We start from the raw sequence: 14,559 nt of genomic DNA, 5'->3' as shown, positions 1-14,559 counted from the left end.
CTCTCTCTCCGTGGATCTACAAGAGCTAGAAATAAACAGACAAGGAAGGTAATCAGGATAAGTTCTGATTACCTTCCTTTCCTTTATATCAATGCGTACGTGTATAAATTACGGTTTTATCGCTTTATACTGGGTCGCGAATTCAGCATAGGCTTTTTTAGCTTCTGGCAAGTTGTTAATAGTGTCTACATATTTCTGGTATTCTTCCATCGTAATTTGACCAACGATTGCTTTGGTGACCATGGATTTCCACTCATCTTGGCGCTTTGCCCATAGCTCATTCCATGTGTCTGAATTGAGATAGTTGAACGGATCCACACTGCCGACTTCGTCAAAGTTTTTTACTTCGGCTATTTTGGCATCATTATAAGCTTTATCTCCCGATGCGCTGATGACTTTTCCCCATTTCATGGTGGCAAGTACGCCGGCGTTTTTACTTGTGGTGTTTACTTCTTTAACCCCTTTCTCATTGAGAACCTTTTGTCCGTCTATCACGGTGTGATGAACGCCTTCGATGCCATAATAAGCTAAGTCGGTCATTTCGGTAGAGGCTGTTTTCTCGAAATAGTCAAGCAATTGGATGACTTTGGCTTCTGGAACTTTCTTGGAGATCAGGAAGCTTCCAGTGCCGCCGATCGTCAAGTTAACGGCATAAGCCTTCGGACCTTTTAATGTCAGATTAAGAATCTTTGCGTCCGGTTGACCGTTTTTCTTAATCAAATCCTCCCATTCCTTGTCCCACCAGATGCTTCTTGTATAGGAAGCAGCGCGTCCAGTTGTGAATAGGTCTTGTGCTTGGGTACGTTTCGTTACAGCAAACTCTTTAGACAACGCACCAGACTGATAGAGTTTTCTGAAATAAGCGATTGTATCTGTATATTGAGGATTTAAGTTGGTGTAAATAAGTCCTCCTTCGTTGTTATAGGTTGGATTCATGGCTCCAAAGCCGGAAGCAAATGAAGCGTCGCCGTCGCTGATGATAACACCTCCGCCGATTAATCCGAGTGTATCAGCGCGACCGTTTCCGTCAGGATCGCCCTGTGTGATTTTGACTAATGCATCTGCGTATTCATCAAGCGTTGTAGGGACGGGAATATTAAGCTTCTTGAGCCAGTCTTCGCGAATCTTGATTCCTGGGTCAATCGCAGAACGTGATCCTGGAAGAGAATAAATTTTGCCGTTAACCGTTCTGTATTTAAATGCATTCGCGCCAACATTGTTTTTCAAATTGGGATATTTGCTGAAATCGCCAAGCAGAGGCGTAAGATCCCAGAAAGCCCCACTCTTAATTGCGCCGATTAATGACGGCCTTTTGAAGTCTGGAACTGACAGCACCTCCGGCAATTGTGCCGATGCAAGCAAGAGATCCAATTTCGTGTCCAAGTCCCCGGAAGGTACCCATTCCATATTCAATTTCGAATTGGTCCGCTTCTGCCATTCTGTCCAAAAAGCATCATTCATATCAGGGACTTCATTGTATAGTCCCGCGAACATTTGAATGGAGAGAGGCTCCTTGGCTGAATTGATAGCGTTTTCAGTGCCCTTCGAGTTGCTTTGTGTGTTCCCCACGTTAGATGAGCATGCCGTTATGCATGTAATTGTTGTGAGAATCGTGATTAAAACCGGTAATCGTTTTACTACGTTCATCTTTCGTATCCTCCCCGAAATAGTGTTGAAGCGCAGCGTGATGATGAACGCCCTAGCTTCAACTTCATCATAAATTCCATTCAAAGGGCAGAATAGAGACATTACTTGTATACAGCTGCTGAGAAAATAATTGTCCTTTGCGAATACGGTGGAATGTGGGAATCATAGCTTGAAAACTTGGAAAAGTGTAAGAAAAGTCCGTAGCAGATCGTTCGAATTATCTCTTGCCACTCATGTTTTTTATGAATTCTTTTGGCGAACATTTGTTGTAACGATTAAACAGTTTGTAAAACTGCGCCGTGCTGGGTATACCGGATACATGGGCAATCTCAGTAATACTTAGATTTTGAGTAAGAAGAAGTCTCTCGACGTTTTTAATGCGTTTATGGTTAATAAACTCTATGAAGGAACATCCCATGACGGAACGGAAATATCGGATAAAGTAATGGTAACTGAAGTTAAGGAGCGTACATGCATCTTCAATCGTAATTTTTTGATGCAGGTTGCGTTCGACATAGTCGAAGACAGGTCGGAGTCGTTGAATATCGTAGGAATCGTTATTCTGAAGAAGGCCACGGGTATCGTGACGAACGAGAAGCCAAAGTAGACGCTTAATGGCGGCACCTATGAACAGCTCGTAACCGCGCTCTCTTTGCTGAGATTCATCGTATATGGATTGAATAAGAGAGAATATCTCCTGGCGCACTTTTGGAGATTCACGCAGCAAATAATTAAGCTCACTTAGCGCACGAGTTGTTTCAGAGAAGCCATGCAGGTAAGGAAGGTCGCTTTGGTCGAAATACCGGAATATATCGACTTGGAAAACAATGAATTTTAAAGGAGACATGTTCGTTCTATGTGTTCTGTGCAGCTCGGAGGAACCTAGAAGGACAATGTCTCCGTTTTGCAGTGAATAATACTCATCTTTTGTTTGAATACCCATGTTTCCTTCGGTAACGATCAGAAATTCGACTTCTTTATGGAAATGCCAGATTCCAGTGATCTCCATATCGGGTTGGAGAGGCTCAAGATCTATCTCCCATATTTTCAAGTATAGAGAAGGATTGAAATAGTCGACAACTTCCTCTTTGACGGGAGACACGTGTTCATGGCTAGGGATTTTCAATGAGGAGCACCTCGCTTTTGTAGGCAATTACGGAAACAGTATATCATGGATGTCATTTTTGGAGAAGAAGAGGTCAGGTTTGATCGTATCTTTTGTTTGGGGGAGGTGTCTATAATCGGAGGTAGATGAACGCATTGAACATTCAGGAGGCGAATTTGTATGAGCGAAAAAAAACGTGTTTTGATCTGGAATGAATACCGACATGAGCAGATAAACGAGAAAGTGAAAGCAATCTATCCGAAGGGTATCCATCATGCTATTGGGGAAGGTTTAGGTAGTGGACTGGAGATTGGTTACGCGACTTTGGAAGAAGATGAGCACGGACTATCGGAAGAAAGGCTAAATGAAACAGACGTACTGATCTGGTGGGGACATAAAGCGCATCGCGAGGTTACGGACGAAATTGTGGAGCGCGTTTATAAACGCGTATTAGCGGGGATGGGACTGATTGTTCTGCACTCCGGGCATTTCTCTAAAATATTCAAAAAGCTGATGGGCACAACTTGCAACCTGAAATGGCGGGAAGCCGACGAGAAGGAAAGGCTGTGGGTCGTGGCACCTGGCCATCCTATTGCAGAAGGCATTGGAGAATATATTGAACTGGAACAAGAGGAAATGTACGGCGAAAGCTTCGAAATCCCAACACCGGATGAGCTTATATTCGTCAGTTGGTTCGAAGGCGGAGAAGTGTTCCGTAGTGGCTGCACGTATCAGCGCGGGCAAGGAAAGATATTCTACTTCCGACCGGGGCACGAAACTTATCCGACCTATTACAATGAACAAATCCGAACGGTTATTCGAAATGCTGTACATTGGGCAGCGCCGACGACAAGACCGGCACCTAACTTCGGAAATCGCAAGCCGTTAGAAAAGCTTAAGTCGCAGCAGGAGGTATAGTCCATCATGTCATCTGTGAGTAAAACATATAAGCTTACACAAGTCGGTTGTGGGAATATGGCTAAGCGCTGGGTGAAATATGCGATGTCTCGTGCGGATATAGAAATCGTCGCATTGGTTGATATTAATAGATCGGCTGCGGAAGCAATGGCAAGGGAATTTGGGATCGACTGCTTATGCAGCGATGATTTGGATTACGCCATACGCCAAACGGATTCGAACTTAGTCTTCGATGTGACGATTCCCGAGGTTCACAAGCAAATCGTAATGAAAGCGGTACAATTAGGTTGCGACGTGATCGGAGAAAAACCGATGGCCGTTTCGATGGCGGATGCCATCGAGATGGATGCCTTTGTACGACGGCATGGCAAGACATATTCCGTTATGCAGAATCGCCGCTTTTCGAAACAGATCAGGGAAGCACGAGGAATGATTGATCAAGATCGAATTGGAAAGCCGGGACAAACAACAGCGGATTTCTTCTTGGGACCGCACTTCGGCGGATTTCGTGATGTCATGAATAATCCTTTGTTATTGGATATGGCTATTCATACGTTCGATCAGGCCAGGTATTTGCTTCAGGCTGATCCCATATCCGTGTATTGTCATGAGTTCAACCCCCCGTATTCCTGGTATAAAGGAAACGCTTCGGCAATCTGTATTTTCGAGATGTCGGATGGATCGGTGTTTTCGTACAACGGATCATGGTGTGCACATGGCGCTCCAACATCTTGGCAAGGAAGTTGGCGGGTTGTAGGTTCGAAAGGCACGCTCATATGGGATGGCGACAACGATCCGTATTGCAACGTGTTGCGGGGTGAAGTGACGACTGATTCTCGCATGCAGGAGTTTGAAACAGTTGGACCTTCCGAGATCTGGACGGGCAAAGAAGGTCATGACGCTTGTTTCGATGAGATGATGGCATCGCTGAATGAAGGCCGCAAAGCGGAAACGGATTGTTCCGATAATTTGGTGAGCATGGCGATGGTTTTTGCGGCGGTTGAGAGCGCCAAACGGGGAGAAAAGGTCCCCATATCTATAGATAAGGTTATTAGATGAGGAGGTACTATTTTGAAGAAAATCGGATTTATTGGTCTCGGTAATATGGGTTTGCCCATGGCTCGAAATTTAATTAAAGCAGGCTATGAGGTATACGGGGTAAACAGAAGCAAAGCGGCTGAAGAGCAGCTTGAAGCATTAGGGGGACATACGGGCCACACGGTCGCGGATCTTGCCTCTCACATGGACTTGATTATGACTTGTCTACCGCTGCCTGCTGATATTGAACAGGTGTATCTGGACGATAATGGTTTGATTAACAATGGGCGTGAGGGTCTCATGCTGATTGACAACAGTACCGTTAGTCCGGAGTTAAATCGTAAAATATACTTGGCTGCTGCAGATCGCGGCATTTCATTTCTCGACGCGCCGGTTAGTGGCGGTACGACAGGTGCCGCAGCAGGTACGCTGAGCATTATGGTCGGCGGTGATAGGAACGATTTTGAACGAGCGCTCCCCGTGCTTCAAGCAATCGGCAAGCAAGTTGATTACGTTGGCAGCAGCGGAAGCGGCTCGGTCGTGAAACTTATTAATCAACTGATGGTTGGTATTCATACTCAAGCGGTTAGTGAAGGTTTGGCGCTTGGAAGGAAATCATCTGTTGAAGAAGAGAAACTTGTGCAGATTTTAGGTTCGAGCTTTGCAGGAAGCCGCATGCTTGAACGTCACTATAGGAATCACATTGCCAAGGAAGACTACAAGCCTGGTTTTGCGATTAAGCTTCTTGGAAAAGATCTGGACCTCGCAATCGAAATGGCCAAGCAAAGCGGCGTAGATCTATCTGTTGGCAACCGCGTAAGAGGCTTGCTGAAAGGCGCGATTCGAAACGGTTTCGCAGGGCAGGATATGTCTGCTATGCTGGGTTTTCAGCTTCAGCGGGATGAGAATAAAGAGTCCCTGAAACACTTTGCCGTTTTTCTACCGATGAAAGATGCGGATAAAAGCGTGAAGTTTCGAGAACAGCATTTACAATTTCTAGCGAATCGGCGAGAGGAAGGTAAGCTGCTGGCAAACGGACGATTTACAGACGGAGCTGGCGGATTGGTTATCTACAAAGCAAATAGCCTGGAGGAAGTCGAGGCATGGGTGAAAGAGGATCCTTATATTATTGAAGGAGCCCGCAACTATGAGATTCATGAATGGGATATCGTGCTTGCCGAATAGAATGTTGTTTTCATTTGGAAAGTAGGGAAGACAATGAAGATAATTATTGCGCCTGATTCCTTCAAAGGAAGCATGAGTGCAGCCGCTGCAGCACTAGCTATTGACAAGGGGTTTAGGAGATATATGCCCAATGTTCAAACTGTACGCATTCCGGTAGCCGATGGAGGAGAAGGGACCATTGATTGCCTGATTGAAGGTATCGGAGGCGTGTCTAATCCGGTAATCGTAACTGGGCCATTAGGAAATCGGATAGAAGCCCGTTACGGTGCGATTAAGTCTGGCTCGGTCGCTGTAATCGAGATGGCTTGTGCTTCAGGTATTTGTTTAATACCGCAAGATCAAAGAAATCCGCTAATAACAACAACTTATGGAACGGGTGAACTAATCTCCAAAGCACTGGATGCCGGATATCGCGAATTCATCTTGGCAATTGGCGGGAGTGCTACGCTTGATGGTGGTGCAGGGATGCTGCAAGCGTTGGGTATGCGACTAGTAGACGAAGCCGGGGAAGATGTTTCATGGGGTGGAGGGGCCTTGGACAAGATTGTGACCATCGATAATCGTGGCTGGGATTCACGAATTGCCGAGTCTCGATTTCTGATCGCTTCGGATGTGCAGAATCCTATGATCGGACCAGAAGGCGCTGTTCATGTTTTTGGCCCTCAGAAAGGTGCTACCCCTGTAATGATCAATCAACTCGAGCGAAATATGACACATTGGGCTGATCTTATCGAAGCACATACCGGTATGCATCTGCATGATAAGCCCGGTGCCGGTGCTGCAGGCGGTCTTGGTGGAGCATTCCTTGCTTTCTTTCCTGCTAAGCTACAACGCGGGATTGATGTTGTTATCGAGTATTCCTCATTGCGTCAGCACCTAGTAGACGCAGAGCTTGTCATAACAGGAGAAGGCCGGATTGACAACCAAACGGTATCTGGCAAGACACCGATGGGCATTGCTCAAGAGGCACAAAAATTCAATGTTCCTACAATTGCCTTCGCTGGTTCGGTAGGTCAAGGGATCGAACGCTTGTACGATGTTGGTATTCATAGTGTTCATAGCATTATGACCGGTCCTATGCCATTAGAAGAAGCCATGAAGCAAGCACCTGAATTGCTAGAGCAAGCGAGTGAGCAGCTCATACGAACACTATCAATGAAGCTGCAAAAAGGGATATTAGCTTCAGCTCAGGTTAAATAGGGCTGAATGCACATCGTTCCAATGCGAAATTCGATGATGTGATTGTTCAGTAGCGAGAAATAAACAAAGGCCGCCAAGAAGTAGAAAGTTCTACTTCTTGGCGGCCTTTTGTGCGCTGCATCACGCTTGGCGTCATCTGCGTGTTGATCTGCGGGAGCAGCATGAGATCGTCGCTGCGTGTCGCCCGCCTCCGCGACAAGCTCTCTTTTGGGGGACCGCAAGAATCGCAAGTAAAGGTAGGAATTGCGCAATATAGCTAATTGTTTAATAAGTGTTAATTCAATAGAATTTATTATGTGATGAAGCAATATGACGGTTAGTCATCCAAGCAAAGGAAGGGGAAATCAACTCATTTATTTGAAAACGCTTAATTGCGAGCTGGTATTTATTGACCTTACGTCATATTTACAAGAGATCCAAATTAGCACTAAAAGGAGAGGTTATATGCGTTACGCGATCAGTAGTAATGCTTACACTCGTTTCTCTTTGAACGAAGCCATTGAGCGAATTCATAATTGTGGGTATTCAGCATTGGAAATCCTAGCCGATCACCCTCATATTTCTCCTCTTGCTATTACGCCTCAAGAAGTGAAACAAGTGACTCGCTTGTTGGAACAAAGGGGAATGTCCGTTAGTAATATAAATGCGAATACCGCGGTTAGCGTCTATCCATCGATTCATCGTATTGGAGAAACCGTTTTTGAGCCTTCCTTATGTAATCGAATAGAGGAAGTACGTCTTCAAAGAATTCGATATACCGAAAGGTGTATAGATTTGGCTGCCGAATGGGGAGCCTCCTGTATCAGTGTGACTTCTGGTAAGTGTCTTGCCGGAAATCCTCCGGAACAAGCCTATCAATTATTAGTAGAATCTTTAACACAAATACTGCCTTATGCGGAAAAAAGAAATATTCGGATAGGTATTGAATATGAACCAGGTCTGTTAATTGAAAATGCAAATGAGGTTCTGCGCGTCATTGCGGAGCTCAATCACCCATTGCTGGGTATCAATTTGGATTTAGGCCATACGGAAGTTCTTGGCGAGCCTTTGGCAGGGACCATCCAACGTTTTGGTGAGAAAATTTTTAATATCCATCTTGAAGATATTCGAGGACGCAAGCATTATCATCTCGTGCCTGGAGAAGGCGATATCAATTTCGGGGAAGTTTTGGAAGCGCTTCAATTTATCTGTTACGACCGTTTTATTACTTTTGAAATTTATTCATATCCTGACGATCCCGATGGAGCTGCAAAACGTGCACTCGCACACATGTTAAGTTATACCATCCCGTGTTAATCCACAAAAACAAAGGAGAGATGAGTATGCGTATTATAGATCCTCATGTACATATGTATTCAAGAACGGTAGATGATTACGAAAAAATGTCGTTAAGCGGTATTGAAATTGTCGTTGAACCTGCATTTTGGCTGGGAAGTGAACGGACATCGGTTCATACCTATTATGATTATTTTAGCCATATCCTAAATTTCGAACCTGTAAGAGCAAAAAAGTATGATATTGAACATTATTCATGTATAGCTGCAAATCCGAAAGAAGCCAATAATCTGGAACTTGCGCTTCAAGTGGTTGAGGGCATGGAGCCATTTTTATCGCACCCAAGATGTCTTGCAATCGGCGAAATAGGCTTTGACAAAATTACGGATGCGGAAGAAGAAGTGATGCGTAGACAACTTGAGTTGGCTAAAAGAAAAGACATGCTTGTGATGGTTCATATTCCACACGTTAATAAACGGGAGGGGACAAAAAGAACGATTCGAGTTTTGAATGAAATCGGTATTCGTCCTGAAAAGGTATTGCTGGATCACAATATTGAAGAAACCGTTGACCTTGCATTGGAATATGGTGCTTGGGCGGGTATGACCGTATACCCAGGGAAAATTACACCGGAAAGAGCGATTGCGATTATGCAGCAATATGGAACGGATCGGCTTATGATTAACAGTGCCTGTGACTGGGGCCCGGCAGATCCAATAAGTGTTCCTCGTACGTGTAAAAAGATGAAAGAAGCCGGGTTTGCCCAGGAAGAGATTCAAAAGGTCGTATGGGACAACCCTTATCAGTTCTACAAAATGTCAGGAAAATTAAATATTGAAATGTACGAATAGGATGAGGAGGAAGTTCAATGAAATTGGGTTTCAGCGCAAATGCCTATAAAAGATTCGATTTATTAACGACCATGGATACGTTACAAGAGATTGGTTTTGATGGATTAGAAATTCTGTGTGATATCCCACACGCCTATCCACCCGATTTAACCCCGGCCAGAAGACAAGAAATCAAAGCACGAGCAGAGAACAATGGGCTGAAGATCTGTAATTTGAATGCCTTCATGTTATATGCTCTCGGGGACTGCTGGCGCCCTTCCTATATTGAAAAGGAAGCAAGCGAAAGGCGAAAACGAATCAACCACACGTTGAGCTGTATTGATCTTGCTGCAGAGTGGGGGGTTCCCCATCTTTCGATTGAGCCGGGAGGACCGCTGGATGGGGCAAAGGAAGATTGGGCGTTGGATGTTTTTGAGGAAGCGATCCACGAACTTGCCGAACACGCGGAGAAAAAAGGCGTAACGGTCATGATTGAACCTGAGCCGGAGTTATTAATTGAGACTTCCGCACAATTTCTTAAGTTTATGGAACGTATATCGTCACCCTGGATTGGCCTCAATTTCGATATCGGTCATTTCTACTGTGCAGGGGAAGATCCTGTGCAATTGATCAGTCAATTAGCGGCATATACAAAACACTATCATTTGGAAGATATAGCGAATTCAAGAATTCATCATCATTTGGTCCCAGGTGAAGGGGTCATTGATTTTAGAGCGGTACTGAATGAAATTGCAAAGACGAATTATGAGGGGTTTATTACGATTGAGCTGTACCCTTATGAAGAAGATCCGGTGCCGGCTACGAAAAAAGCGTTTGACTATATTTCTCCCATCCTTCAAGAGTTGGCTAGAACAAAAACTGCGATTAATGGTTCAAGATGAAAGCCTATCTGCAAATTTTAAGGGTTCCTAATTTAGTCACCTCCGCAGGTGATGTATTAGCTGGGGCGTTTATTGTTTCCAGTGTTGGTCAAGGTCTTTCCGGTATGGTTTGGCTGTTGCTCGTTTCTTCGATCTTGCTTTATGCGGGAGGTGTTGTTTTAAATGATGTGATGGACGCCTCGCTAGATCAAATTGAACGACCTGAACGGCCCATACCGTCAGGGAAAATTAGCAGAAGCCATGCACTCATGCTGGCATGTATGCTTTTGGCAGGTGGTTTAGCTCTAGCTGCTGTCTTCAGTCTGTTTTCCTTTTATATTGCTCTGGCCTTGGTGTCTGCTATTGTGCTTTACGATACTTGGGCAAAAAAATATGCGATTCCAGGCACACTGGTGATGGCTTTATGCCGAGGTCTTAACTTATGGCTGGGACTATCCTTTTTGCATGAGCATTTTTGGGATTTCGCATTTCTTGCGCTGCTTCCCTTCTTGCATATTATCGGAGTAACGGCGTTAAGTCGGGGAGAAAATTACGGGTACACAAGGACAAGCATTTTATTAATCGCCTTGATTCCCTTTGGTATCTTTTTATGGCTAATCGGTTTTGGGATGTTTAAGGACTCTTTTTCGCTGATGGAGCTATTTTTTATCTCCTTATATGGTTTTGTAGAGGGATTTGCCTTGTATCCGGCCCTACGTGAGCCTAAACCTGCTTTCATTAAGCGGGGAGTGAAATATGGAATATTGTCTTTATTGCTATTAAACGCAGCAATCGTTTCCATTATGGACGGTGGGCTTCACGCATTAATCGTAGCTTTGTTTATCGTCGTATCTTCTTGGATGGCACGAACCATCGCCATGACTTAGTGAAGCACAAAAGGAGAAAGTGGGGAAAATATGCAAAAACAAGCGAAGCATGTTGTTGTTCTTGATGTGGTGGGCTTAACGCCTGCTCACTTGGAGAACAAAGAGTTAACGCCAAATTTAAATCGTATCGCTGCTAGGGGCAGTGTATCTAAGATAAAGCCTGTTTTTCCTGCAGTCACAGGAGCGATGCAAGCCACAATCACGACAGGTGAGGAACCAAGTGGTCACGGTATTGTGGGTAACGGACGTTTTGATCGTAAGCAAAGAGAAGTTTTAATGTGGGAACAGACGATTGCTCCTCTGGAAGGAGAACGGATCTGGGAAACCTTAAAACGACTCCATCCTGAATCGAAATCGGCTGTTTTATTTATGCAGCATATTAAATATGATAACGCGGATTTTATTGTTACACCGTCTCCTATGCACTTGGAACAGGGGATGGAGGAGTGGTACTTTTCGAACCCTCCTGGGTTGTATGAGCAAATCGCAGAGAAGCAAGGTCCTTTCAAGCTTCATTCTTTTTGGGGACCCCTTGCAGGAGTAGCATCGAGTGAATGGATTGCGAAGGCCGCACTCCATATTGTTGAAGATCATCATCCAACCCTAACCTTCGCTTATTTGCCGAATCTTGATTACCAAGCTCAGAGATTTGGCCCAGAAAGTGAACAACAACAGCAGGCGATAAAAGAGATTGATCAGATCGTTGGACAGTTTGTGGATTCGCTGGAGCAAATGGGAAAAATGGAGGATACCACTGTGGTCATTCTTTCCGAATACGCGCTCCATCCTGTGGAGTCACCGGTGTATTTAAATCGCATTTTTCGGGAGCAAGGCTGGTTAAATTTGATTGAACTGAATGGCAAAGAGTATCTTGACACCTATCATAGCCAGGCTTTTGCTGTCGTGGATCATCAAATCGCACATATTTATATCCATGATCCTGTCATTATGGATGATGTGAAACGCGTTCTGCTTGAGGTTGATGGGGTGGCGCAAGTCCTTGGCGAAGCCGGCAAAAAGCAGTGGAGCTTACACCATCCGAATGCAGGCGAACTTGTTGCGATTGCGGAGCGAAACGCTTGGTTTGCCTATTATTGGTGGCAGGATCCGAATGCAGCTCCTCCGTATGCCACAACCGTGGATATTCATCGTAAGCCTGGATACGATGCGGTAGAGCTGTTCATGGATTATAAGACGCGGTCCATTCCTTTAACGCCGGAGCTCATCAAAGGTTCTCATGGTGTTTGTCCGACGACCGAAGATGACTTGGTAAGTCTCATAGCTGTGGGTCCATCGCATGAATTCATCAATCAAGCTGCCGTGTGGCGTGCAAGGGATATTCCGACAATCATTTTCAATATGTTGGGCTACGATTCTTAGAAAGGGGAAATGAAAATGAATGAACGGAGATGCTATCCTTTCCGATTGGGGTATTCCCCAGTTCCCTGGAACCAAGGGGATACTGAGCTTTCGGACGAACTGTTCCGTGCTGCTGATTTCATGCAAAGGATGTCTTCCCTAGGTTTTGTTGGTATCGAGCATGGTGAACAATTTTCCATGGCTCCAAATCAATTCAAGCAAATGTTGAATGATTATGATCTTCAGTTTGCATCACAAAGGAAAAACGTCATTTTTTCCAAACCTGAATTACGTGAGAGCGAGCTTGAGTCGTTCCGGAAACATGTGGAATGGTTAAAAGAAATGAATGGTAAACACGTTATCATCTGTGAAGTAGGGGGGTCTATGCACTGGGATCCGACTCGTACACAGCCCAATAAAGATGTCATTCGATTAACAGAGGATCAATGGCGCTTTTTCATAGAAACCTTGCATTTGGCGGGTGAAATCTGTCAAGCATACGGCATGTTATTAGTTTATCAGCATCATGTCGGTACGATTGTGGAAAAGGTCAAAGAAATTGGGAAATTGATGGAGGATACAGATCCGAAACTTGTCCATTTGCTGTTAGACGCCGGACATGCGTACTATAGCGGCGGTGATCCGTTAGCTCTATTGAACCACTACTATGATCGAATTCCCTATATCCATCTCACGGATATTAGACAGTCCGTCTTAAATCATGTAAGAGGAAAATCTTTGGATTATTTAACTTCCGTGAATGAAGGCGTATTTACGGTTCCTGGAGATGGTTGGATTCAATTCAGGCCTATTTTCAAGAAATTAATCGATCGTCAATTTGATGGATGGGTGATCGTCGGAGGCGAACCCAACCGTTCTGTAGCGGATCCCTTCTCTCATGTAAGTAAATCCAAGCAGTATGTTGACACGACCCTTTCTAGTTTTGAAGCATCTTAACAACGAATGGAGGGTTAACCATTTACAAAAAACAGATCCAATTCGGTACGCATCAGTATGATTTCATTTCAGGCGAAGGCATACTGGGCCAGGTTACGGAATGGTTGAATCCCTTTGAGGTCGATAAGTATATGATTATTAGCGATAGCGGCGTTCCCCACCCTATTGTTGCCCAGACGATGGCTGCATTTGAAAAAGCGGGAACGACTTATTTATTGACTTTTCCCCCGGGGGAGAAAAATAAAAATCTGATTACTATTGAAAATTTGTGCAGAAAGGCACTCGCTCTTGGGGCCGATCGACGTACGGTTATCGTAGCTCTTGGAGGCGGGGTTTCAGGTAATGTTGCTGGGATGGTCGCTGGGATGCTGTGCCGTGGGTTACCCCTCATTCATATACCAACGACATTAATTGCCGCATCCGATTCTGTCTTATCGTTAAAGCAAGGAGTCAACCTGGATCAAGGGAAAAATATTCTCGGCTTTTTTTACACGCCAAGAGTCGTATGTGTCGAGCTGTCTTTTCTTCATAGCTTGCCGGCAAGAGAAATCCGTTCCGGTCTTTGTGAATTGGTGAAAAACTTATTGGCGATTCTTCCAGAACAAATTGATACGTATCGAAAATTGCTCAGACCCTCGAGTACGTATCGAATGGAGGAGCTTCAACAGTTTATTGAGTTTTGTATTGAGGCTAAGATGACGGTTATGCAGGATGATCCTTATGAAAAAAATCATGCTGTCGTGTTAGAGTATGGACATACGATTGGGCATGCCGTGGAATTGCTTGGAAATGGGGACTATTCACATGGAGAGTCCATTGCTTTCGGTATGCTATGCATGTCAACGGTATCCAAGTGGTTGGGGCTCCTGACAGAGAATGAAGTGGACCTGCATCACGAGCTATTGGAGCTAATCGGTGCTAACGTCATTCCCCCATCTTCGTGGATTCCAGACATTGAGAAATACATGCTGCGCGATAACAAAAAGGGATATAGACGCTATGTTCCGGGCAAAACAGGCCTTGTTCTACTAAACGGGCTGGGAAGGATTCATCAAGAAGCAGGCTCTTTTATCACCTATGTGGATGATGACCTTGTTCGTGAATCGATTCGTTATCATACGGAATCCAAGATTTATATAAAAGGATAGTTCTATACCACAAGAATATGTACTTTTATCTCAACTTAGTTAATTGTTCGTGTGAACGGTTTCAATTAGGATAAACCTATAGAAGAAATAGCTCAGGAAGCTAGATGAAAGCGCTTAACATAATGAACT

Annotated in this window: 13 protein-coding genes; 11 read left to right on the top strand and 2 right to left on the bottom strand. The window is 44.6% G+C overall.

What is annotated here, in order from left to right; genetic code table 11:
• Window positions 1-108: 108 nt before the first annotated feature.
• Both ACKTT9_RS30165 and ACKTT9_RS30160 read right to left on the bottom strand, forming a co-directional pair.
• Window positions 109-1,647 carry an ABC transporter substrate-binding protein gene (locus tag ACKTT9_RS30165; RefSeq protein ID WP_407868882.1) on the bottom strand — a complete coding sequence of 513 codons (1,539 nt, stop codon included), beginning with the start codon at window positions 1,645-1,647 and terminating at the stop codon, window positions 109-111.
• Between the two features lie 217 nt (window positions 1,648-1,864).
• Complete coding sequence (locus tag ACKTT9_RS30160) at window positions 1,865-2,773, bottom strand: AraC family transcriptional regulator (protein ID WP_407868881.1); 909 nt, start codon at window positions 2,771-2,773, stop codon at window positions 1,865-1,867.
• Window positions 2,774-2,932: 159 nt separating this feature from the next.
• Here ACKTT9_RS30160 and ACKTT9_RS30155 point away from each other — a divergent pair, with 159 nt between their 5' ends.
• The 11 genes from ACKTT9_RS30155 (at window position 2,933) to ACKTT9_RS30105 (ending at window position 14,430) form a co-directional block, all read left to right on the top strand.
• Window positions 2,933-3,670, top strand: a complete 738-nt coding sequence (locus tag ACKTT9_RS30155; protein WP_407868880.1) for a ThuA domain-containing protein — start codon at window positions 2,933-2,935, stop codon at window positions 3,668-3,670.
• 6 nt (window positions 3,671-3,676) lie between these two features.
• A complete protein-coding gene (locus ACKTT9_RS30150; RefSeq protein WP_407868879.1) occupies window positions 3,677-4,729 on the top strand; it encodes a Gfo/Idh/MocA family protein in 1,053 nt (350 codons plus the stop codon).
• A gap of 12 nt (window positions 4,730-4,741) precedes the next feature.
• Window positions 4,742-5,893 (top strand): NAD(P)-binding domain-containing protein, encoded by a 1,152-nt coding sequence (locus ACKTT9_RS30145; RefSeq protein ID WP_407868878.1) that lies wholly within the window; start codon window positions 4,742-4,744, stop codon window positions 5,891-5,893.
• A 33-nt stretch (window positions 5,894-5,926) separates the two neighbouring features.
• Window positions 5,927-7,093: a glycerate kinase gene (locus ACKTT9_RS30140; RefSeq protein WP_407868877.1), complete on the top strand. Its 1,167-nt coding sequence runs from the start codon at window positions 5,927-5,929 to the stop codon at window positions 7,091-7,093.
• Window positions 7,094-7,537: 444 nt separating this feature from the next.
• Window positions 7,538-8,389 carry a sugar phosphate isomerase/epimerase family protein gene (locus ACKTT9_RS30135; RefSeq protein ID WP_407868876.1) on the top strand — a complete coding sequence of 284 codons (852 nt, stop codon included), beginning with the start codon at window positions 7,538-7,540 and terminating at the stop codon, window positions 8,387-8,389.
• Between the two features lie 26 nt (window positions 8,390-8,415).
• Window positions 8,416-9,219, top strand: a complete 804-nt coding sequence (locus ACKTT9_RS30130; protein ID WP_407868875.1) for a TatD family hydrolase — start codon at window positions 8,416-8,418, stop codon at window positions 9,217-9,219.
• Window positions 9,220-9,236: 17 nt separating this feature from the next.
• Window positions 9,237-10,100 (top strand): sugar phosphate isomerase/epimerase family protein, encoded by an 864-nt coding sequence (locus tag ACKTT9_RS30125; RefSeq protein ID WP_407868874.1) that lies wholly within the window; start codon window positions 9,237-9,239, stop codon window positions 10,098-10,100.
• Window positions 10,097-10,966: a UbiA-like protein EboC gene (gene eboC / locus ACKTT9_RS30120; protein ID WP_407868873.1), complete on the top strand. Its 870-nt coding sequence runs from the start codon at window positions 10,097-10,099 to the stop codon at window positions 10,964-10,966. The genes ACKTT9_RS30125 and eboC overlap by 4 nt, the downstream gene beginning before the upstream one ends.
• A gap of 30 nt (window positions 10,967-10,996) precedes the next feature.
• Window positions 10,997-12,346, top strand: coding sequence for an alkaline phosphatase family protein (locus tag ACKTT9_RS30115; protein ID WP_407868872.1), 1,350 nt, complete (start codon window positions 10,997-10,999; stop codon window positions 12,344-12,346).
• Window positions 12,347-12,361: 15 nt separating this feature from the next.
• A complete protein-coding gene (locus ACKTT9_RS30110; protein WP_407868871.1) occupies window positions 12,362-13,282 on the top strand; it encodes a TIM barrel protein in 921 nt (306 codons plus the stop codon).
• The gene (locus ACKTT9_RS30105) at window positions 13,276-14,430 is read left to right on the top strand and encodes a 2-deoxy-scyllo-inosose synthase (RefSeq protein WP_407873146.1); all 1,155 of its coding nucleotides are present in this window, start codon (window positions 13,276-13,278) and stop codon (window positions 14,428-14,430) included. Before ACKTT9_RS30110 ends, ACKTT9_RS30105 begins: the two co-directional genes overlap by 7 nt.
• Window positions 14,431-14,559 lie beyond the last annotated feature (129 nt).

The organism is Paenibacillus sp. P36 (assembly GCF_045866505.1).
Taxonomy (GTDB): Bacteria; Bacillota; Bacilli; order Paenibacillales; family NBRC-103111; genus Paenibacillus_E; species Paenibacillus_E chondroitinus.
This window is presented reverse-complemented; position numbering and strand designations above follow the sequence as displayed.